The sequence below is a fragment of the Streptococcus sp. KHUD_018 genome, from assembly GCF_054861215.1.
The window spans coordinates 242064-264803 of record NZ_CM142176.1 but is presented as its reverse complement, the minus strand read 5'-3'; the positions used below and the strand labels follow the sequence as shown (position 1 = coordinate 264803).

At 45.2% G+C, this 22740-nt stretch carries 8 protein-coding genes, 11 tRNA genes, 3 rRNA genes and 1 pseudogene; 2 read left to right on the top strand and 21 right to left on the bottom strand.

What is annotated here, in order from left to right:
• Positions 1 to 253 precede the first annotated feature (253 nt).
• Both rpoC and rpoB read right to left on the bottom strand, forming a co-directional pair.
• Positions 254 to 3919, bottom strand: a complete 3666-nt coding sequence (rpoC, locus tag ACVBD2_RS01500; RefSeq protein ID WP_461685915.1) for a DNA-directed RNA polymerase subunit beta' — start codon at positions 3917 to 3919, stop codon at positions 254 to 256.
• Positions 3920 to 3951: 32 nt separating this feature from the next.
• Positions 3952 to 7554, bottom strand: a complete 3603-nt coding sequence (gene rpoB / locus ACVBD2_RS01495) for a DNA-directed RNA polymerase subunit beta (protein WP_461685914.1) — start codon at positions 7552 to 7554, stop codon at positions 3952 to 3954.
• Between the two features lie 442 nt (positions 7555 to 7996).
• Between rpoB and ACVBD2_RS01490 the strand changes: the two genes are divergently transcribed.
• Together ACVBD2_RS01490 and ACVBD2_RS01485 are read left to right on the top strand one after the other, a co-directional pair.
• Positions 7997 to 11707, top strand: coding sequence for a pullulanase (locus ACVBD2_RS01490; protein WP_461685913.1), 3711 nt, complete (start codon positions 7997 to 7999; stop codon positions 11705 to 11707).
• A 310-nt stretch (positions 11708 to 12017) separates the two neighbouring features.
• A pseudogene (locus tag ACVBD2_RS01485) lies at positions 12018 to 12620 on the top strand (transposase family protein); the annotation flags it as partial.
• A 219-nt stretch (positions 12621 to 12839) separates the two neighbouring features.
• On the opposite strand, the gene ACVBD2_RS01480 reads toward ACVBD2_RS01485, so the two are convergent.
• From ACVBD2_RS01480 to pbp2a, 19 genes are all read right to left on the bottom strand, one after another.
• Positions 12840 to 12913, bottom strand: a tRNA-Pro gene (locus ACVBD2_RS01480).
• Between the two features lie 16 nt (positions 12914 to 12929).
• Positions 12930 to 13003: transfer RNA gene (locus ACVBD2_RS01475), tRNA-Arg, on the bottom strand.
• Positions 13004 to 13014: 11 nt separating this feature from the next.
• Positions 13015 to 13100: transfer RNA gene (locus ACVBD2_RS01470), tRNA-Leu, on the bottom strand.
• A gap of 7 nt (positions 13101 to 13107) precedes the next feature.
• Positions 13108 to 13179: transfer RNA gene (locus ACVBD2_RS01465), tRNA-Gly, on the bottom strand.
• 27 nt (positions 13180 to 13206) lie between these two features.
• Positions 13207 to 13279, bottom strand: a tRNA-Thr gene (locus tag ACVBD2_RS01460).
• 12 nt (positions 13280 to 13291) lie between these two features.
• Positions 13292 to 13373 (bottom strand) — tRNA-Leu (locus ACVBD2_RS01455).
• 5 nt (positions 13374 to 13378) lie between these two features.
• Positions 13379 to 13451, bottom strand: a tRNA-Lys gene (locus ACVBD2_RS01450).
• Positions 13452 to 13473: 22 nt separating this feature from the next.
• Positions 13474 to 13546: transfer RNA gene (locus ACVBD2_RS01445), tRNA-Asp, on the bottom strand.
• 2 nt (positions 13547 to 13548) lie between these two features.
• Positions 13549 to 13621, bottom strand: a tRNA-Val gene (locus ACVBD2_RS01440).
• Between the two features lie 4 nt (positions 13622 to 13625).
• Positions 13626 to 13741 (bottom strand): 5S ribosomal RNA (gene rrf / locus ACVBD2_RS01435).
• A gap of 77 nt (positions 13742 to 13818) precedes the next feature.
• Positions 13819 to 16720 (bottom strand): 23S ribosomal RNA (locus ACVBD2_RS01430).
• A gap of 129 nt (positions 16721 to 16849) precedes the next feature.
• Positions 16850 to 16922: transfer RNA gene (locus tag ACVBD2_RS01425), tRNA-Ala, on the bottom strand.
• Positions 16923 to 16973: 51 nt separating this feature from the next.
• A 16S ribosomal RNA gene (locus tag ACVBD2_RS01420) occupies positions 16974 to 18520 on the bottom strand.
• The 16S, 23S and 5S rRNA genes sit together here with 11 tRNA genes alongside, the layout of an rRNA operon.
• A 230-nt stretch (positions 18521 to 18750) precedes the next feature.
• Positions 18751 to 18822 (bottom strand) — tRNA-Glu (locus ACVBD2_RS01415).
• A 73-nt stretch (positions 18823 to 18895) separates the two neighbouring features.
• A complete protein-coding gene (locus ACVBD2_RS01410; RefSeq protein ID WP_461685912.1) occupies positions 18896 to 19369 on the bottom strand; it encodes a sigma-70 family RNA polymerase sigma factor in 474 nt (157 codons plus the stop codon).
• 120 nt (positions 19370 to 19489) lie between these two features.
• Positions 19490 to 20026: a transcription termination/antitermination protein NusG gene (gene nusG, locus ACVBD2_RS01405; protein WP_000376728.1), complete on the bottom strand. Its 537-nt coding sequence runs from the start codon at positions 20024 to 20026 to the stop codon at positions 19490 to 19492.
• A 52-nt stretch (positions 20027 to 20078) separates the two neighbouring features.
• Positions 20079 to 20255 carry a preprotein translocase subunit SecE gene (gene secE / locus ACVBD2_RS01400; RefSeq protein WP_000505776.1) on the bottom strand — a complete coding sequence of 59 codons (177 nt, stop codon included), beginning with the start codon at positions 20253 to 20255 and terminating at the stop codon, positions 20079 to 20081.
• Positions 20256 to 20264: 9 nt separating this feature from the next.
• The gene (gene rpmG / locus ACVBD2_RS01395) at positions 20265 to 20417 is read right to left on the bottom strand and encodes a 50S ribosomal protein L33 (protein ID WP_001809375.1); all 153 of its coding nucleotides are present in this window, start codon (positions 20415 to 20417) and stop codon (positions 20265 to 20267) included.
• A 52-nt stretch (positions 20418 to 20469) separates the two neighbouring features.
• On the bottom strand, positions 20470 to 22665 hold the full coding sequence (pbp2a, locus tag ACVBD2_RS01390) for a penicillin-binding protein PBP2A (protein WP_461685911.1): 2196 nt from the start codon (positions 22663 to 22665) through the stop codon (positions 20470 to 20472).
• Positions 22666 to 22740: the final 75 nt, after the last annotated feature.

The following is a 22740-nucleotide window of genomic DNA, read 5'->3' as shown; positions in this document are numbered from 1 at the left end:
CTCTGCAAGAAAGATAAAACCCCTCCCCTCTTCTCAAATGTCCTATTTTAACGCTCAACTGACAAAAATGGAAAATTATTGGCGAGGATTATTTTTAAGTTCTGACAGACCCCTATCCGACATTTTTTTACTTTTTGAAAATGAACTATAAAAAATGGTTGAAGCGATTTGAGAGATATTGCGTCGTGCTCACCTAACCCCAATAGACAGAAGAGTGAAACAAAAGAGAACCCAAAGGTTCTCTTGTTTGCTTTTATTCTACTGTTTCTTCAACTTGGATTTCCACAGTTTCGTCTACTGGAGCATTTTCTGTCTCTTCTTGTTCTGGAGCCAGATATTCTGCTTCATTGATGGCTTGTGGTTCAAGGTTACGGTAGCGAGCCATACCAGTACCAGCTGGGATGATCTTACCGATGATAACATTTTCCTTAAGCCCAAGGAGATGGTCTTTCTTACCACGGATGGCAGCATCTGTAAGGACACGAGTTGTTTCCTGGAAGGAAGCCGCTGACAAGAAACTGTTTGTTTCAAGTGAGGCTTTGGTGATTCCCATAAGAACTGGGCGACCTGTCGCTGGAACTCCACCTGCGATAAGAACATCTTTGTTGGCATCTGTAAAGTCGTTGATATCCATGAGGGTACCCATGAGAAGGTCTGTATCACCTGGATCCATGACACGAACTTTACGGATCATTTGACGAACCATTACCTCGATGTGTTTGTCACCGATTTCTACCCCTTGGCTACGGTAGACTTTTTGTACTTCACCAAGAAGGTAGGTTTCAACTGACAAGACATCACGAACAGCAAGGAGACGTTTCGGTTGGATAGAACCTTCTGTAAGAGCTGCACCACGAGAGACTTGATCTCCAACTTCGACACGCATACGGGCTGTAAATGGTACCACGTATTCACCTTCGCCAGTTTCACCCTTAACAAAGACTTTCTTAGTACGAGTTGAAGCATCTTCTTCGATGGCTGTAACCTCACCCTTGACTTCAGTGATGACCGCTTCCCCTTTCGGATTGCGGGCTTCAAAGATTTCTTGGACACGAGGAAGACCCTGAGTGATATCGGTATTTGAGGCAACCCCACCCGTGTGGAAGGTACGCATTGTAAGCTGTGTACCAGGTTCCCCGATAGATTGGGCAGCGATTGTACCAACTGCTTCACCAACTTCAACCGCATCACCGGTCGCCAAGTTGATACCGTAACAGTGACGGCAGACACCATGACGAGTGTTACATGTAAATACAGAGCGGATAGTGACTTCTTCCACACCAGCATTGACAATTTCACGCGCCTTGTCTTCTGTAATCAACTCATTTGGACCGATGATCACTGCACCAGTTTCTGGATGTTTAACAGTTTTCTTAGTGTAACGACCATTGAGACGCTCTTCGAGAGACTCGATCATCTCTTTTCCTTCTGCGATAGAACGGATCAAGAGACCACGGTCTGTTCCACAGTCGTCCTCACGGATGATAACGTCTTGGGCAACATCAACCAAACGACGAGTCAAGTAACCTGAGTCGGCTGTCTTAAGGGCCGTATCGGTCATACCTTTACGGGCACCGTGAGTTGAGAAGAACATTTCGAGTACTGACAAACCTTCGCGGAAGTTTGAAAGGATTGGCAATTCCATGATACGTCCATTCGGAGCGGCCATCAGGCCACGCATACCGGCAAGCTGTGAGAAGTTTGAGATGTTACCACGAGCTCCAGAATCCATCATCATAACGATTGGGTTCTTCGGATCTTGGTTGGCAACCAAGCGTTTCTCCAATTTTTCACGAGCTGCACGCCATTCAGCTGTAACAGCGTTGTAGCGCTCATCGTCCGTAATCATACCACGACGGAATTGTTTGGTGATTTGTTCTACACGTTTGTGTGATTCTTCGATGATTTCAGCCTTGTCTTCAACAACTGGGATATCGGCAATACCCACTGTCAAACCTGCAAGAGTTGAGTGGTGATAACCGAGGTTCTTCATGCGGTCAAGTAGGGCAGAAGTTTCTGTCGTACGGAAACGTTTGAAGATTTCAGCGATGATATTTCCAAGGTTTTTCTTCTTGAACGGAGGGTTAAGTTCAAGATTGCTGATTGCTTCCTTGATATCTCCACCTAGTGGCAAGAAGTATTTAGCTGGAACACCTTCTGTTAAGTTAGCATTTGTTGGTTCTTGCAAGTAAGGCAGACCCTCTGGCATGATGTCATTGAAGAGGATTTTACCAACAGTTGTCAACAAGACCTTGTGTTTTTGCTCTTCTGTCCATGGTTTGTTGAGGCTATCTGTTGCAATACCAACACGTGAGTGGAGGTGAACATAACCATTACGGTAAGCCATAACCGCTTCGTCACGGTCTTTGAAGACCATTCCTTCCCCTTCACGACCAGCTTCTTCCATGGTCAAGTAGTAGTTACCCAAAACCATGTCCTGAGATGGAGTAACAACTGGTTTACCATCTTTCGGGTTTAGGATATGCTCAGCAGCAAGCATGAGGATACGAGCTTCTGCTTGAGCTTCTTCTGAAAGCGGTACGTGGATGGCCATTTGGTCCCCGTCAAAGTCGGCATTGTAGGCTTCACAGACAAGTGGGTGCAAGCGAAGGGCCTTACCGTCAATCAAGACAGGTTCAAAGGCTTGGATACCCAAACGGTGAAGGGTCGGTGCGCGGTTCAAAAGCACTGGGTGTTCTTTGATTACTTCTTCGAGGATATCCCAGATACGTTCATCTCCACGTTCCACCAAGCGTTTAGCTGCTTTGACGTTTTGCACGATGTCGCGGGCAACGATTTCACGCATGACGAATGGTTTAAAGAGCTCGATCGCCATTTCACGTGGCACACCACATTGGTACATCTTAAGAGTTGGACCAACGGCGATAACGGAACGTCCTGAGAAGTCAACACGTTTACCGAGCAAGTTTTGACGGAAGCGTCCTTGTTTACCTTTGAGCATGTGGCTCAATGATTTCAGTGGACGGCTACCTGGTCCTGTGATCGGACGACCACGACGACCGTTGTCAATCAAAGCGTCAACCGCTTCTTGAAGCATACGCTTCTCATTTTGAACGATGATACCTGGTGCATTCAACTCAAGCAAACGGGCCAAACGGTTGTTACGATTGATAACACGACGGTAAAGGTCATTCAAGTCAGATGAGGCAAAACGACCACCATCCAACTGCAACATTGGACGAAGGTCTGGTGGAATAACCGGAAGGATGTTGAGAATCATCCATTCAGGTTTGTTTCCAGACTTGTAAAAGGCATCCAAAACATCCAAACGGCGGATGGCTTTGACACGTTTTTGTCCAGTAGCTGTTTTCAACTCTTCTTTGAGTTCAGCAATTTCTTTTTCAAGATCTACTTGTTTCAAGAGGTCTTGGATAGCTTCGGCACCCATCTTGGCAACGAATGATCCATAACCGTACTCACGCAAGCGCTCACGGTATTCGCGCTCTGTCATGATAGACTTGTGCTCAAGTGGTGTATCCTTAGGATCAATCACCACATAAGCCGCAAAGTAGATAACTTCCTCGAGGGCACGAGGACTCATATCAAGGGTCAAGCCCATACGGCTTGGAATCCCCTTGAAGTACCAGATGTGAGATACAGGAGCTTTCAACTCGATGTGCCCCATACGCTCACGACGAACTTTCGTACGCGTTACTTCAACCCCACAGCGGTCACAAACAATCCCTCTGTAACGAATGCGTTTGTACTTACCACAAGCACATTCCCAGTCCTTTGTAGGACCGAAGATGACTTCGTCAAAGAGTCCTTCACGTTCTGGTTTCAACGTACGGTAATTGATTGTTTCAGGTTTTTTGACTTCTCCATAAGACCATGAACGGACTTTGCTTGGAGAAGCTAGGGTGATTTGCATACTTTTAAAACGATTTACATCAACCACTATTTCTTCCCTTTCTATTCTAAGTGAACTGCTTATTCTTGTTCAGCAGCTTCTTCTGTTGCTTCCGCTTTTGCAGTTTCTTCAGCTTCAAATGCTGCTTTTGCATCTTGGGCTGCTTTTTCGCGGGCTTTTTCAAGGTCATCTACGTGGATGACATCTTCGTCCATTCCTTCATCCAAGTCACGAAGTTCCACTTCTTGATCATCTTCGTCAAGGACACGCATGTCAAGACCAAGAGATTGTAATTCTTTCACAAGAACTCGGAAGGATTCTGGAACACCTGGTTTTGGAATTGGTTTTCCTTTTGTAATAGCTTCATAAGCTTTCAAACGTCCGTTGATATCGTCAGACTTGTAAGTCAAGATTTCTTGGAGAACATTTGACGCACCGTAGGCTTCAAGAGCCCAAACTTCCATCTCACCGAAACGTTGTCCACCAAACTGAGCTTTACCTCCGAGTGGTTGTTGGGTAACGGTTGAGTATGGTCCGACTGAACGCGCGTGCAATTTATCATCAACCATGTGGTGGAGTTTGATCATGTACATGACACCAACTGATACACGGTTGTCAAACGGCTCACCTGTACGTCCATCGTAAAGAATCGTCTTAGCATCGCTATCCATACCTGCTTCTTTAACGGTTGACCAAAGGTCTTCAGAACTTGCTCCGTCAAAGACTGGCGTTGCGATGTGGATACCAAGAGTACGAGCTGCCATACCAAGGTGAAGCTCCATAACCTGACCGATATTCATACGTGATGGCACCCCAAGTGGGTTCAACATGATATCGACTGGAGTTCCATCTGGAAGGTAAGGCATGTCTTCTACAGGAACGATACGAGAGACAACCCCTTTGTTTCCGTGACGTCCGGCCATCTTATCTCCGACCTTGATCTTACGTTTTTGAGCGATGTAGACGCGAACCAGCATGTTAACACCTGATTGCAACTCATCTCCATTTGCACGTGTAAAGATCTTAACATCACGAACGACACCGTCGGCACCGTGAGGTACACGAAGAGAAGTGTCACGCACTTCACGAGACTTGTCTCCGAAGATAGCGTGCAAGAGACGTTCTTCAGCTGAAAGGTCTTTCTCACCCTTAGGTGTGACTTTACCTACAAGGATGTCCCCTTCTTTAACCTCAGCACCGATACGGATAATACCCATTTCGTCAAGGTCTTTAAGAGCATCTTCCCCAACGTTTGGAATTTCACGAGTAATTTCTTCAGGCCCAAGCTTTGTATCGCGCGTTTCTGATTCATATTCTTCGAGGTGGACAGATGTGTAGACATCATCTTTCACCAAGCGTTCGCTCATGATAACGGCATCCTCAAAGTTGTAACCTTCCCATGTCATGTAGGCAACAATTGGGTTTTGTCCAAGCGCCATTTCCCCTTTTTCCATAGAAGGTCCATCAGCGATAAAGTCGCCTTTTTCAACGACATCGCCAACCTTAACAAGTGTACGTTGGTTATAAGCAGTACCTGAGTTCGAACGGCGGAATTTTTGGATATGGTAAACATCTAGTGAACCATCTTCACGGCGTACTTCTACCTTGTCAGCATCTGCGTATGTAACTTTACCATCATACTGAGCAATCACAGCCGCTCCAGAGTCATGGGCTGCTTGATACTCCATACCAGTACCAACGTAAGGAGCTTTTGGATCAATCAATGGCACAGCCTGACGTTGCATGTTGGCACCCATAAGGGCACGGTTGGAGTCATCGTTTTCCAAGAAAGGAATACATGCAGTCGCAACGGCAACTACCTGTTTTGGTGACACGTCCATGTAGTCAACCACTTCTGCTGGATACTCTTGGTTGACCCCTTGGTGACGTCCCATGACAACTTTCTCAGCAAAAGTACCATCTTCGTTGAGGCGAGAGTTAGCCTGTGCTACAGTAAATTCATCTTCTTCATCGGCTGTCAACCAAACGATTTCGTTGGTAACAACACCTGTTTCACGGTCAACCTTACGGTATGGTGTTTGAACAAAACCATATTTGTTCAAGTGCCCGTAAGATGACAAGTTATTGATCAAACCGATGTTAGGTCCTTCAGGTGTCTCGATTGGACACATACGACCATAGTGAGTGTAATGCACGTCACGGACTTCATATCCAGCACGGTCACGTGTCAAACCACCAGGTCCCAAGGCTGACAAACGGCGTTTGTGAGATAACTCAGAAAGTGGGTTGTGTTGGTCCATGAACTGTGACAACTGTGATGAACCAAAGAATTCTTTAACTGCAGCTGTTACAGGACGGATATTGATAATTTGTTGTGGTGTTAAAACTTCATTGTCCTGAACAGACATGCGTTCACGGACATTACGTTCCATACGAGAAAGTCCAAGACGTACTTGGTTGGCAAGCAATTCACCAACTGCACGGATACGACGGTTTCCAAGGTGGTCGATATCATCCACACGTCCGATACCTTCCGCCAAGTTGAGGAAGTAGCTCATCTCTGCAAGGATATCCGCAGGAGTTACAACACGAACCTTGTCGTCAGGATTGGCATTCCCGATGATGGTTACGACACGGTCTGGGTCCGTTGGGGCAACAACCTTGAATTTTTGAAGCACAACTGGTTCTGTCAGAACAGCTGCATCGTTTGGAATATAAACGATCTTGTTCAAGTCGCCATCCAAGTGATTCTCGATACTCTCGATCACGCTACGAGTCATAACGGTACCAGCTTCTACCAAGATTTCACCAGTTTCAGGGTCTACCAATGGCTCCGCAATGGTTTGGTTGAGCAAGCGTGTTTTAACGTTGAGTTTTTTATTGATCTTATAACGACCAACAGCTGCCAAATCGTAGCGGCGTGGGTCGAAGAAACGTGCCACAAGCAAGCTACGTGAGCTTTCAGCAGTCTTAGGTTCACCTGGACGAAGGCGTTCGTAAATTTCTTTCAAGGCTTCGTCGGTACGAGAGTCCATTGGGTTCTTGTGGATATCTTTTTCAACAGTATTGCGAACCAACTCACTATCACCAAAGATATCAAAGATTTCATCATCACCTGAGAAACCAAGCGCACGAACCAAGGTCGTAAACGGAATTTTACGCGTACGGTCGATACGAGTATAAGCGATGTCTTTTGAGTCGCTTTCAAGTTCCAACCAAGCTCCACGGTTAGGGATAACAGTTGAACCGTAACCCACTTTACCGTTTTTATCAACTTTGTCATTAAAATAAACACCTGGTGAGCGGACCAACTGAGATACGATGATACGTTCACCACCATTGATGATGAAAGTACCCATTTCGGTCATGATTGGGAAATCACCAAAGAAGACTTCTTGTGTCTTGATTTCGCCTGTTTCTTTATTGATCAAGCGGAAGGTTACAAAAATTGGTGCTGAGTAACTAGCATCATGGATACGTGCTTCTTCGAGCGTGTACTTGGGTTCCTTGATTTCATAGCCAACAAATTCCAACTCCATTGTGTCTGTGAAGTTTGAAATTGGCAATACATCTTCAAACACTTCCTTAAGACCATGGTCTAGGAAAGCTTTGAATGAATCTGTTTGAATTTCAATCAAATTTGGTAAGTCAAGAACTTCTTTGATTCTTGAAAAACTACGACGGGTACGATGTTTCCCGTATTGAACGTCATGTCCTGCCAAGATGATTCTCCTTTGTAAATAAGTTCCAAGCCTTATCAATCAGGCTTTTCTAATCGTCATATGGTTATAAAAACCTTATCACCATGTCCTTCTGATGAATTTTCAGAATCTTTAAATCTTTGTTACAAGCACTCAAAAACCTGAAAAAAAAGCACAAAAAGAGCAGCTAAATCTGACTTTTTCAGAAGATTTAACTGCTGTGAGCCTTGTCTGGACAATATTTCAGACAAAACCTACGACAAATGATTATTCTTATTATACCTTATTTAGCTAGATTTTTCAAGGTTTTTTTACTATTTTTTAAACAATCTTTTCCTATATATTGTTTTAAAATTTCAAGAGAATGAAGCATTATATTTTCTCTTAAAAGTTAGGAAAACGCTTGCACTAATGTTTACCTCGTGCTATACTGATAGGGAACAACTACACAAGGAGAATTGTGATGAAAAAGATCCCATCTCAAACTGAGAAAAAAATGATTTATGGTATCCGTTCCTTGAAGAACGGAACTGGTTCTGTCCTTATTGGTGCTAGCATTGTCTTGCTTTCTGCTGCAATGCCAACTATTTCGGCCAACGAAAACCTTCCTCAAACTCAGGAAAATACCAGCGCTGTGACCAAGGCCCCTACTGAGACTGAAACGAGTCAAACTCAAAAGGAAACGCCTATTTCTGAACAAAAGAATGCAAACGCTTCCCTTGATTCTAAGAAGGAAGCTCCAGCTGCGGAAACTACTACGGCACCAGAAACACCTAAAACAGAAGATGCTACTGCAAGGCAGGCTAACAGCAAGGAAGAGAAAGTAAATGCCAGCACTTCGACACCAACTTCAGATCAAAAACCACAAGCTGATACATCCTCTGAAGAACCCATCGCAGACAACCACTTCCGCATCCATGTAAAAAAACTCCCTGAAGAAAACAAAGAATCTCAAGGTCTTTGGACTTGGGATGATGTTGAAAAGCCGTCTGAAAACTGGCCCAATGGTGCCAAGTCCTTTAAGGATGCCAAGAAAGATGACTATGGCTATTATCTAGATGTCAAACTCAAAAATGAGCAAGCCAAGAAAGTCAGCTTCCTTATCAACAATACCAAGGGGGATAACCTTACCGGAGACCGTTCAGTAGAGCGCCTATCTCCAAAAATGAATGAGGCTTGGCTAGATGAAAACTACAAGGTATACAACTACCGCCCTCAACCAGCAGGAACTATTCGTGTCAACTACTATCGCACCGATGGCAACTATGACAAAAAATCTCTCTGGTATTGGGGCGATGTTAAAAACCCAAGCAGTGGAGAATGGCCTGACGGTACTGACTTTACCGCAACTGGAAAATATGGCCGTTACATTGATATCCCACTCAATGAAGCCGCAAGAGAATTTGGATTTTTATTACTAGACGAAAGCAAGAAAGGCGATGATGTGAAAATCAGAAAAGAAGACTATAAATTTACTGATCTAAAAAATCACAGTCAAATCTTCCTCAAAGATGATGACGAAACCATCTATACTAACCCCTACTATGTGCACGATATCCGCATGACTGGAGCCCAACACGTGGCTAAATCTCGTATCGAAAGCAGTTTTTCTACCCTCGTTGGAGCTAAGAAAGACGACATCCTCAAACACTCCAGCATCACTGATTACCAAGGGAATAAAGTAGCTATCACAGACGTGGAAGTGGATGAGGCAGGTAAAAAAGTGATCTATATCGGCGACTTCTCTGACACCCAACACCCTTACACTGTCAGCTATAATTCAGACCGCTTTACCACACGTTCAAGCTGGCGCCTCAAGGATGAGTCCTACAGTTACGATGGTCCACTCGGCGCAACTCTAAAAGAAGATGGCAAGCGCGTTGACCTCACCCTCTGGTCTCCAAGCGCTGATAAGGTTTCTGTTGTCGTATATGACAAGAAAGATCCTGAAAAAGTAGTTGGAACTATCGCACTTGAAAAAGGAGAAAAAGGCACCTGGAAACAAACTCTGGATGCAAACTCTGGTCTCGGTATCAGCAACTACACTGGCTATTACTACCACTACCAAATCGAGCGCCAAGGTAAAACTGTCCTCGTTCTTGACCCTTATGCCAAATCATTAGCGGCTTGGAACAGTGACCTAGCAAAAACAGATGTCGCTCATAAGGTCGCTAAAGCTGCCTTTGTCGATCCAGCGAAGTTAGGTCCGCAAGACTTGACCTATGGGAAGATTCGTAACTTCAAATCGCGTGAAGATGCGGTTATCTATGAAGCTCATGTGCGTGACTTCACTTCGGATCCTGCCATCGCAAAAGACTTGACCAAACCATTTGGTACCTTTGAAGCCTTTATCGAAAAACTAGACTATCTCAAAGACTTGGGTGTGACTCATATCCAGCTCCTTCCAGTCCTGTCTTACTACTTTGTCAATGAATTGAAAAACCATGAGCGTTTGTCTGCCTACGCTTCAAGCAACAGCAACTACAACTGGGGATATGACCCTCAAAACTACTTCTCCTTGACTGGTATGTACTCAAGCGATCCCAAGAATCCAGAAAAACGTATTTCCGAATTCAAAAACCTCATCAACGAAATCCACAAACGTGGCATGGGTGCCATCTTGGATGTGGTCTACAACCATACTGCCAATGTTGACATTTTTGAGGATATTGAGCCAAACTACTATCACTTTATGGACGCAGACGGAACTCCCCGTACTAGCTTTGGAGGCGGCCGTTTGGGAACTACCCACTACATGTCTAAACGTGTCTTGGTAGACTCTATCAAGTATCTGGTTGAAACTTACAAAGTAGATGGTTTCCGCTTTGATATGATGGGTGACCACGATGCGGCTTCTATCGAAGAAGCTTACAAGGCTGCACGCACCCTCAATCCAAATCTTATCATGTTAGGTGAAGGCTGGAGAACCTATACTGGTGATGAAAATACGCCTGTACAACCTGCTGACCAAGATTGGATGAAGAAAACAGATACTGTTGCTGTCTTTTCAGACGACATCCGCAACAACCTCAAGTCTGGCTATCCAAACGAAGGCAAGCCTGCCTTTATCACAGGTGGCAAACGAGATATCAATACCATCTTTAAAAATCTCATTGCCCAACCAACCAACTTTGAAGCTGACAGTCCTGGAGATGTGATCCAGTATATTGCAGCCCATGATAACTTGACCCTCTTTGACATCATTGCCCAGTCTATCAAAAAAGACCCAAGCAAGGCTGAGAACTATGCTGAAATCCATCGCCGTTTACGACTTGGAAACCTCATGGTCTTGACTGCTCAGGGGACTCCGTTTATCCATTCCGGTCAGGAATACGGACGTACCAAACAATTCCTAGATCCAGCCTACAAGACTCCTGTTCCAGAGGATAAGGCTCCACACAAATCTCACTTATTGCGTGATAAGGACGGCAAGCCGTTTGTCTATCCTTACTTTATCCATGATTCTTACGACTCTAGTGATGCTGTCAACAAGTTTGATTGGACCAAGGCTACCGATAGCAAAGCATATCCTGAAAATGTCAAGAGTCGTGACTACATGAAAGGATTGATCGCTCTTCGTCAATCTACAGACGCCTTCCGACTCAAGAGTCTACAAGATATCAAAGAGCGCGTCCAACTCATTACTGTCCCAGGCCAAAATGGTGTTGAAAAAGAAGACGTGGTCATCGGCTACCAAATCACCGCTCCAAATGGAGATATCTACGCTGTCTTTGTCAATGCAGATGATAAGGCTCGTGAATTCAACTTGGGAACTGCCTTTGCTCACTTGAGAAAGGCCGAAGTCTTGGCTGATGAAAATCAAGCAGGACCAGTAGGAATCGCTAAACCTCAAGGCCTTGAATGGACTGAAAAAGGCTTGAAATTGAACGCTCTCACTGCTGTTGTTCTCCGCTTGTCTCAAGGTGGCGCCATTGTCGCCCCAGCTGTGGAAGAAAAGCCAGAATTTGATCTTTCTAGCTTGAAAGTCGAACAAGAACAAGATCAAAACCTAGCAGCCAATCCTGAAACTCAAGAAACTGCTGCAGAGGCTCACTCTCAAAACCTCCTTCCAAACACAGGAACTGAGAGTAAATCCCTCCTTGCCCTTGCTGGATTCAGTATCCTTGCCCTGCTCGGACTTGGATGGTTGATAAAAAACAAGAAAAAGAACTAACACTCAATGAAAATCAAAGAGTAAACTAGGAAGTTAGCCACAGGCTGCTCAAAGCACAGCTTTGAGGTTGTAGATAAGGCGAAGCTGACCTGGTTTAAAGAGATTTTCGAAGAGTATAACCTAGCCCTCCTATAGAGAAAACACCCCATGGCTAGAAGAATCTTCTAGTCATGGGGTGTTGTTTGCAGGCTCTATAATATTTGTAGTGGGTAAATCCCCTATGGATATTATGGAGCCTATTTTGTTGTAGAAAAAAAGTCCCATAAGAGTTATATTAAAAAGCGACCAAACCATCATTAGAAAGAATCATATGGAACCATTACATTTTATCACAAAACTACTCGATATTAAAGACCCTAATATCCAAATTATGGATGTTGTTAATAGAGATACCTTCAAGGAAATCATCGCTAAACTGGACTACGACGCCCCATCTTGTCCTGATTGCGGAACCCAAATGAAGAAATATGACTTCCAAAAAACCGTCTAAGATTCCTTCCCCTGAAACGACTGGCATGCCTACTAGAATTCTCCTTAAAAAGCGTCGTTTCAAATGCTATCATTGTTCGAAAATGGCGGTGGCTGAGACTTCCCTAGTCAAGAAAAATCATCAAATCCCTCGTATTATCAATCAAAAGATTGCTCAAAAGTTGATTGAAAAGACTTCTATGACCGATATTGCTCATCAGCTGTCCATTTCAACTTCAACTGTTCTCCGAAAGTTCAATGACTTCCGTTTTAAACATGATTTTTCTCGTCTTCCAGAGATTATGTCTTGGGATGTTGAAACAGTCAGGGGAGTGACTGTTTCAATCGGGAGATGAAGATGAGTTTCATTGCGCAATATTTTGAAAAGCTCAATATCATCACTGTTCTTGAGGGAAGAACACAAGCTGTCATCCGAAATCACTTTCAGGCTGTCTTTCAAACCTTTCTCAAGGACAAAGAAAAAATCATTAATGCCCTTGAATCACTCTATTCCAAGGCCAAACTAGAATTCTCGTCGCTTTGAATATCAAAAAGGAGAGGACTGATTTAGTCCTCTCCAGAGTATGACTTTTTGGTAATCCACTACAGTTGACAAAGAGCCAAAAAAAGATACTCACTTAAGTATCTTAGTCAATAAATCAAATCGGGAAGACAGGATTCGAACCTGCGACACCTTGGTCCCAAACCAAGTACTCTACCAAGCTGAGCTACTTCCCGAGTTAAATAGAAAAAATGCACCCTAGAGGATTCGAACCTCTAACCGCCTGATTCGTAGTCAGGTACTCTATCCAGTTGAGCTAAGGGTGCTCATCATTATATGCCGAGGACCGGGATCGAACCGGTACGATCGTTACCAATCGCAGGATTTTAAGTCCTGTGCGTCTGCCAGTTCCGCCACCCCGGCCTCTCTAAGCGAACGACGGGATTCGAACCCGCGACCCCCACCTTGGCAAGGTGGTGTTCTACCACTGAACTACGTTCGCATCGACCTCTTATTCTATATAAAAAAATGCCGGCTACATGACTTGAACACGCGACCCTCTGATTACAAATCAGATGCTCTACCAACTGAGCTAAGCCGGCTACTTTCTATTATGCGGGTTAAGGGACTTGAACCCCCACGCCGTTAAGCGCCAGATCCTAAATCTGGTGCGTCTGCCAATTCCGCCAAACCCGCAAATATGACCCGTACTGGGCTCGAACCAGTGACCCATTGATTAAAAGTCAATTGCTCTACCAACTGAGCTAACGAGTCTAAAATAACTTCCGTTATCTTACGGTCCCGACGGGAATCGAACCCGCGATCTTCGCCGTGACAGGGCGACGTGATAACCGCTACACTACGGGACCTATGGGAGTTAACGGGATCGAACCGCTGACCCTCTGCTTGTAAGGCAGATGCTCTCCCAGCTGAGCTAAACTCCCTAGAGCTAAGCGACTTCCATATCTCACAGGGGGCAACCCCCAACTACTTCCGGCGTTCTAGGGCTTAACTGCTGTGTTCGGCATGGGTACAGGTGTATCTCCTAGGCTATCGTCACTTAATTCTGAGTAATACCTACTCAAAATTGAATATCTATCAAATAATTAGAAAAACCATACGCTAAGTTTTCTCAGTTACTTTGGATAAGTCCTCGAGCTATTAGTATTAGTCCGCTACATGTGTCACCACACTTCCACTTCTAACCTATCTACCTGATCATCTCTCAGGGCTCTTACTGATATAAAATCATGGGAAATCTCATCTTGAGGTGGGTTTCACACTTAGATGCTTTCAGCGTTTATCCCTTCCCTACATAGCTACCCAGCGATGCCTTTGGCAAGACAACTGGTACACCAGCGGTAAGTCCACTCTGGTCCTCTCGTACTAGGAGCAGATCCTCTCAAATTTCCTACGCCCGCGACGGATAGGGACCGAACTGTCTCACGACGTTCTGAACCCAGCTCGCGTGCCGCTTTAATGGGCGAACAGCCCAACCCTTGGGACCGACTACAGCCCCAGGATGCGACGAGCCGACATCGAGGTGCCAAACCTCCCCGTCGATGTGAACTCTTGGGGGAGATAAGCCTGTTATCCCCAGGGTAGCTTTTATCCGTTGAGCGATGGCCCTTCCATGCGGAACCACCGGATCACTAAGCCCGACTTTCGTCCCTGCTCGAGTTGTAGCTCTCGCAGTCAAGCTCCCTTATACCTTTACACTCTGCGAATGATTTCCAACCATTCTGAGGGAACCTTTGGGCGCCTCCGTTACCTTTTAGGAGGCGACCGCCCCAGTCAAACTGCCCGTCAGACACTGTCTCCGATAGGGATAACCTATCCGGGTTAGAGTGGCCATAACACAAGGGTAGTATCCCAACAACGTCTCCTTCGAAACTGGCGTCCCGATCTCATAGACTCCTACCTATCCTGTACATGTGGTACAGACACTCAATATCAAACTGCAGTAAAGCTCCATGGGGTCTTTCCGTCCTGTCGCGGGTAACCTGCATCTTCACAGGTACTAAAATTTCACCGAGTCTCTCGTTGAGACAGTGCCCAAATCATTACGCCTTTCGTGCGGGTCGGAACTTACCCGACAAGGAATTTCGCTACCTTAGGACCGTTATAGTTACGGCCGCCGTTTACTGGGGCTTCAATTCATACCTTCGAGTTACCTCTAAGCACTCCTCTTAACCTTCCAGCACCGGGCAGGCGTCACCCCCTATACATCATCTTACGATTTAGCAGAGAGCTGTGTTTTTGATAAACAGTTGCTTGGGCCTATTCACTGCGGCTGACTTAAAGTCAGCACCCCTTCTCCCGAAGTTACGGGGTCATTTTGCCGAGTTCCTTAACGAGAGTTCTCTCGCTCACCTGAGGCTACTCGCCTCGACTACCTGTGTCGGTTTGCGGTACGGGTAGAGTATGTTTAACGCTAGAAGCTTTTCTTGGCAGTGTGACGTCACTAACTTCGCTACTAAACTTCGCTCCCCATCACAGCTCAATGTTATAGAACTAAGCATTTGACTCAATTCACACCTCACTGCTTAGACAGACACTTCCATTCGTCTGCTTTAGTTAGCCTACTGCGTCCCTCCATCACTACATACTCTAGTACAGGAATATCAACCTGTTGTCCATCGGATACACCTTTCGGTCTCTCCTTAGGTCCCGACTAACCCAGGGCGGACGAGCCTTCCCCTGGAAACCTTAGTCTTACGGTGGACAGGATTCTCACCTGTCTTTCGCTACTCATACCGGCATTCTCACTTCTATGCGTTCCAGCACTCCTCACGGTATACCTTCATCACACATAGAACGCTCTCCTACCATACCTATAAAGGTATCCACAGCTTCGGTAAATTGTTTTAGCCCCGGTACATTTTCGGCGCAGGGTCACTCGACTAGTGAGCTATTACGCACTCTTTGAATGAATAGCTGCTTCTAAGCTAACATCCTAGTTGTCTGTGCAACCCCACATCCTTTTCCACTTAACAATTATTTTGGGACCTTAGCTGGTGGTCTGGGCTGTTTCCCTTTCGACTACGGATCTTAGCACTCGCAGTCTGACTGCCGACCATAATTCATTGGCATTCGGAGTTTATCTGAGATTGGTAATCCGGGATGGACCCCTCACCCAAACAGTGCTCTACCTCCAAGAATCTTTATGTCGACGCTAGCCCTAAAGCTATTTCGGAGAGAACCAGCTATCTCCAAGTTCGTTTGGAATTTCTCCGCTACCCACAAGTCATCCAAGCACTTTTCAACGTGCCCTGGTTCGGTCCTCCAGTGCGTCTTACCGCACCTTCAACCTGCTCATGGGTAGGTCACATGGTTTCGGGTCTACGTCATGATACTAAGGCGCCCTATTCAGACTCGGTTTCCCTACGGCTCCGTCTCTTCAACTTAACCTCGCATCATAACGTAACTCGCCGGTTCATTCTACAAAAGGCACGCTCTCACCCATTAACGGGCTCGAACTTGTTGTAGGCACACGGTTTCAGGTTCTATTTCACTCCCCTCCCGGGGTGCTTTTCACCTTTCCCTCACGGTACTGGTTCACTATCGGTCACTAGGGAGTATTTAGGGTTGGGAGATGGTCCTCCCAGATTCCGACGGGATTTCGCGTGTCCCGCCGTACTCAGGATACTGCTAGGTACAAAGACTATTTTAAATACGAGGCTATTACTCTCTTTGGCTGATCTTCCCAAATCATTCTTCTATAATCTTTGAGTCCACTTTGCAGTCCTACAACCCCGAAGAGTAAACTCTTCGGTTTGCCCTCCTGCCGTTTCGCTCGCCGCTACTAAGGCAATCGCTTTTGCTTTCTCTTCCTGCAGCTACTTAGATGTTTCAGTTCACTGCGTCTTCCTCCTCACATCCTTAACAGATGCGGGTAACAGGTAGTACCTGTTGGGTTCCCCCATTCGGAAATCCCTGGATCATCGCTTACTTACAGCTACCCAAGGCATATCGTCGTTTGTCACGTCCTTCTTCGGCTCCTAGTGCCAAGGCATCCACCGTGCGCCCTTATTAACTTAACCTTATTAACCTAATTTTTTCAAAAATTAGAAAACTCATTAAATACTTACAGCGTTTCGGTTTATTTTCTTGTTACTATTTGATATAGATATTCAATTTTCAATGTGCATTACTTGGTGATCTCTCACCAATGGAGCCTAGCGGGATCGAACCGCTGACCTCCTGCGTGCAAAGCAGGCGCTCTCCCAGCTGAGCTAAGGCCCCACAAGACCTCTCAAGACTAAACAAGACCAATGCGCAGTTCCTTATCCTTAGAAAGGAGGTGATCCAGCCGCACCTTCCGATACGGCTACCTTGTTACGACTTCACCCCAATCATCTATCCCACCTTAGGCGGCTGGCTCCTAAAAGGTTACCTCACCGACTTCGGGTGTTACAAACTCTCGTGGTGTGACGGGCGGTGTGTACAAGGCCCGGGAACGTATTCACCGCGGCGTGCTGATCCGCGATTACTAGCGATTCCGACTTCATGTAGGCGAGTTGCAGCCTACAATCCGAACTGAGACTGGCTTTAAGAGATTAGCTTGCCGTCACCGGCTTGCGACTCGTTGTACCAGCCATTGTAGCACGTGTGTAGCCCAGGTCATAAGGGGCATGATGATTTGACGTCATCCCCACCTTCCTCCGGTTTATTACCGGCAGTCTCGCTAGAGTGCCCAACTGAATGATGGCAACTAACAATAGGGGTTGCGCTCGTTGCGGGACTTAACCCAACATCTCACGACACGAGCTGACGACAACCATGCACCACCTGTCACCTCTGTCCCGAAGGAAAACTCTATCTCTAGAGTGGTCAGAGGGATGTCAAGACCTGGTAAGGTTCTTCGCGTTGCTTCGAATTAAACCACATGCTCCACCGCTTGTGCGGGCCCCCGTCAATTCCTTTGAGTTTCAACCTTGCGGTCGTACTCCCCAGGCGGAGTGCTTAATGCGTTAGCTGCGGCACTAAACCCCGGAAAGGGTCTAACACCTAGCACTCATCGTTTACGGCGTGGACTACCAGGGTATCTAATCCTGTTTGCTCCCCACGCTTTCGAGCCTCAGCGTCAGTTACAAGCCAGAGAGCCGCTTTCGCCACCGGTGTTCCTCCATATATCTACGCATTTCACCGCTACACATGGAATTCCACTCTCCCCTCTTGCACTCAAGTTAAACAGTTTCCAAAGCGTACTATGGTTAAGCCACAGCCTTTAACTTCAGACTTATCTAACCGCCTGCGCTCGCTTTACGCCCAATAAATCCGGACAACGCTCGGGACCTACGTATTACCGCGGCTGCTGGCACGTAGTTAGCCGTCCCTTTCTGGTAAGATACCGTCACAGTGTGAACTTTCCACTCTCACACTCGTTCTTCTCTTACAACAGAGCTTTACGATCCGAAAACCTTCTTCACTCACGCGGCGTTGCTCGGTCAGACTTCCGTCCATTGCCGAAGATTCCCTACTGCTGCCTCCCGTAGGAGTCTGGGCCGTGTCTCAGTCCCAGTGTGGCCGATCACCCTCTCAGGTCGGCTATGTATCGTCGCCTTGGTGAGCCGTTACCCCACCAACTAGCTAATACAACGCAGGTCCATCTGGTAGTGGTGCAATTGCACCTTTTAATTGACTATCATGCAATAATCAATATTATGCGGTATTAGCTATCGTTTCCAATAGTTATCCCCCGCTACCAGGCAGGTTACCTACGCGTTACTCACCCGTTCGCAACTCATCCAGAGAAGCAAGCTCCTCCTTCAGCGTTCTACTTGCATGTATTAGGCACGCCGCCAGCGTTCGTCCTGAGCCAGGATCAAACTCTCATTAAAAGTTTGAGTTCTCACTCATTTCTGTCACTGACAGATTTATTGTTTTTTCATTGTTCAGTACTATAACCTTAGTTATAGTGCCCTGCACATTGGTTCGTCTTGTTCAGTTTTCAAAGGTCTTTGTCACTCAATCTCTCAAGCGACAACTATATTAGTATATCACAGCTGTTGACCTATGTCAACACTTTTTTGAAACTTTTTTTACTTTTTTCGTCCCTGCGATACACACATAGTCCGTACGGGATTCGAACCCGTGTTACCGCCGTGAAAAGGCGGTGTCTTAACCCCTTGACCAACGGACCTTGAGCTTTTCAACTCTTTCTATTATACTGACTTTTCCTACTTTGTCAAGGACTTTTTTTGGCTATTTTCATTTTATCTAAAATCACTCAATACCACTCTTAATTCTCCTAGAAGTGCCTTGCGTCCTTTGAAACATTCTCCTCCCATGAGACGATCAAGTTGTTCTTGTTTTTCTTTACTCTGACTTACTCTGTAATTCTTTAGAAGTTCGTGAAAGAGATAATAATCATCTAGTCTTAGCCCTTTTTCTCCTAGGCGATGGCTGATTTCGCTCACCTCCTCATAGGGCTCTTTATCGAAACGGCGCTTGTGACTTTCTTGTTTGCGAATATAGTCCAAGATACGATTTCGGAATTTGGTTTTAAAGCACACATATAGTCGGTGACGTTCTCCCTCTAGTAATTCTGGATGGTGACTAACCAGCTCATAGAGGCTCATCATACCCTCCTGGTCCCAGTCCTCTTTCTCCCACAGATGGAGATGATAATCTTTCCGACACTTATGGACAATCCCCTTGCTTTCTTCATATAACTCTTTCAGATTCATAGATCTCTCCTTTCTGCTTCTAGTCTAGCAGAAAGCGAGAGCCTATGAGTCTCTTTCATCTATTCTATACTTATTCCTTCCTCAACGGCACACAAAAAGAGAGGCATGGCCTCTCCGGGGTTATAATTCTGCAATTTGATTGAGATTCACTTCTGCAATCGTATCATTACCAAACATGGAGATAATCATCTTCACTTTGTTGTTATCAATTTCAGTAATTTTACCTGTGTAGTCTGCAAAAGCACCATCAATGATGCGGACAGTCTGCCCAACTTCAACGTCAATATCAAACTCTTGAACAGTTTGTCCCATAGAAACCAGAATATCACGGATTTCTTGTTCCAATAGTGGAGTCGGTTTTGATCTGTTCCCGTGTGAGCCGACGAATCCTGTTACGTTAGGTGTGTTTCGAACAACGAACCATGCTTCATCTGTCATGACCATTTCTACAAGGACATAACCTGGAAAGCGATTCTCTTCAATTTCTTTTTTCTTTCCATTTTTCTCAACTTGCACGGTTTGTGTTGGAATCTCAACGCGTAGAATATTATCCAACATGTTATAAGTTTGCGCACGTTGCAATAGATTTTCTTTTACCTTATTTTCATAGCCAGAATAAGTTTGTAGAACAAACCATCCTTTGTCAAAACTATCCATGATATTTCCTTTCATAATAGAAGAAAGCTAGCAGAAGTTCTCCGCTTTTCTTCTAAAAAATGTTAATAAATCGAATCAAACCTGAAACAATCAACTGGTCAAAAATGTAAATGATGACCACAAAGAAGGCTGTGTATTCCATAATAGAGCGAAAATCTCTCCAGCTTTCTTTGCGAGTTGGCCAAGTTGTTTCTTTAAGAAGTTTAAAAATATCCTTAATAAAACCCATCGTTCTCTCCTATCTCGTCTCTCTATGTGTCGTATATTTTCCACAATGTTTACAAAATTTATTTACTTCTAGTCGTGTTGGCTTGGGGTTCCCACTAATTTTGATTGAGTAATTTCTTGAACCACAAACTGCACAAGCTAGGCTTGCTTTTTTTAGTGCCATAACGCCTCCATCTTATCTATTATAACAAGAAACCTAGGCTTTGACAAGCCTCTTAACGAAAGAGATTGACGAAAGAGTCCCAGATTGTCTGGGCTTTTTCTTTTATCTTTGCATCCGAAATCGCACGTCCCGCTTCGTCTACAAGATTTTGAGCACGACTACGAATATCTTCTAGCGGATCCTTGGACTGACTCGTCTCATTTTCAACGACCTGCTTTTTCGTGTTTTCTGGCGCAATGCCATTCTGCTTATAGGCATTCTCAACCGTAAAGGTACTACCTGGAGTGTAAGGCAAAATAGTGTTGGCCATACTTCTAAAGACATGGGCAGCTCCATTTGAGGTAGAACCTGCTAGATAATGATTCTCATCTGTTGTTGGGAAGCCGAGCCAGTGGCTGATTACAACATCTGGAGTATAGCCGATCACCCACTGGTCACTGGTATATTCCGGATTGAAAACAGCTTCAGTCGTACCTGTTTTACCAGCCATGACATAATCTGCTGGCGACGAACTGATTCCTGTACCATTTGTAAAAGTACCCAACATCATACTGGTCATTTTATCAGCTACTGACTTATCTAGCACGCGTTTTTGAGAGTTTGCATGACTCTTGATGACTTGCCCACTGGCATTTTCGATACGAGTAATGAAATGGGCTTCAGGCATCAGACCTTCATTGGCAAAGGCTGCATAGGCTTGCGCCATCTGGAGAGGATTCGTCTCCACACCTCCACCAAGAGCAACTCCAAGAACTCGGTCAACTTTTTCCATATTTAGGCCAAATCTCTCCCCAGCGTCAAAAGCTTTGTCAATACCTAATGCATTTACAGTCGCAACTGCTGGTAGGTTGAGCGATTCCGCCAAGGCCTGATACATTGGTACTTCGCGTGATGTCTTGATTCCTGCATAGTTGTCTACTTGATAACTGTTGTACTGCATCGTATGATTATCCAGTTGCTTGTTCAAGGACCATCCTGCTTCTACTGCGGGTGTATAAACAACTAAAGGTTTAATGGTTGAGCCTGGGCTACGCTTAGACTGAGTGGCATAGTTGAAATTGCGAAAGCCTGGTTTGTCATCACCAGCTACACGACCAACAACTCCACGCACTCCACCAGTCTTGGGTTCTAGAGCGACACTACCTGATTCGGCATGCGTTCCGTCTTCTGCCGTTGGAAATAGCGAAGTGTTTTCGTAAATAACCTGCATGTTTGCTTGGTAGTTTTGGTCAAGCTCTGTGTAGATTCGATAGCCGTTGTTGACAATCTCTTCTTCTGTGAGATTATACTTGGAAACTGCTTCGTTGACTACTGCGTCAAAATAAGATGGGTAACGATAATCAGAAATTTTACCCTCATACTTATCTTGCAGTTGAGAAGCCATATCTACCCCAGCCGCTTCGGTCTCCTGATTTTTATCAATATAGCCTGCCGCAACCATATTTTGTAGCACCGTATCCCTGCGGTTGGTCGAATCTTCAATGGAATTCAACGGATTATACAACTCTGGTCCCTTGAGCATCCCTGCTAGAGTGGCCGCTTGATCAAGCGTTAGTTGTGAAGCCGATACACCAAAATATTTCTTACTTGCATCTTCAACACCCCATACCCCATTCCCGAAGTAGGCGTTATTGAGGTACATCGTAAGGATTTGCTCCTTACTGTATTTTTTTGTCAATTCTAAGGCCAGGAAAAACTCCTTGGCCTTCCGTTCAACGGTCTGGTCCTGAGACAGATAGGCATTTTTCGCCAACTGTTGAGTGATGGTGGATCCCCCTCCAGAACGGCCTGCTGTAAGGATAGCTAGAAAGAAACGACCGTAGTTAATCCCATCATTTTTATAGAAGGAACGGTCCTCTGTTGCGACGACAGCATTCTGCAAATCTTTACTGATATCTGTCAGTTCAACATAGGTTCCCTTTTGACCTGATAGGGCTCCTGCCTCTTTTTCTTCGCGGTCAAAAATCAGAGTTCGCGTTTTCAAGGCATTTTGCAAATCATTGACATTGGTCGACTTGGCTATCGCAAACAAGTAGGTTCCCACTAGCAAACCTGCACTTAACCCTAAAATGATGACGATCTTTGTCAGATGATAACGACGCCAAAATTTCCGAATTGAACCTACTTGGGACAATTTTTTTCTATCGCTCCGTGAACGACACATGCTAGTCGAATCAGAGTCCGCTGATTCATTCGTTTCTTTTTTAAAGAGAGAAAGAAACTTCTCAAATAATTTATCTAATTTCATGCGTTTATTTTATCATCTTCACCATAGGAACTCAAGAATTTAGCTACTCCCTATCCAAATAGGGCTTTTTTTGTT

What these genes read in the sequence shown, in the direction of transcription:
- secE (WP_000505776.1), bottom strand. Translation starts at nt 20,255, where the DNA reads ATGGGTTTTATTAAGGATATTTTTAAACTTCTTAAAGAAACAACTTGG.
- ACVBD2_RS01490 (WP_461685913.1), top strand. Translation starts at nt 7,997, where the DNA reads ATGAAAAAGATCCCATCTCAAACTGAGAAAAAAATGATTTATGGTATC.
- nusG (WP_000376728.1), bottom strand. Translation starts at nt 20,026, where the DNA reads ATGGATAGTTTTGACAAAGGATGGTTTGTTCTACAAACTTATTCTGGC.
- pbp2a (WP_461685911.1), bottom strand. Translation starts at nt 22,665, where the DNA reads ATGAAATTAGATAAATTATTTGAGAAGTTTCTTTCTCTCTTTAAAAAA.
- ACVBD2_RS01410 (WP_461685912.1), bottom strand. Translation starts at nt 19,369, where the DNA reads ATGAATCTGAAAGAGTTATATGAAGAAAGCAAGGGGATTGTCCATAAG.
- rpmG (WP_001809375.1), bottom strand. Translation starts at nt 20,417, where the DNA reads ATGGCACTAAAAAAAGCAAGCCTAGCTTGTGCAGTTTGTGGTTCAAGA.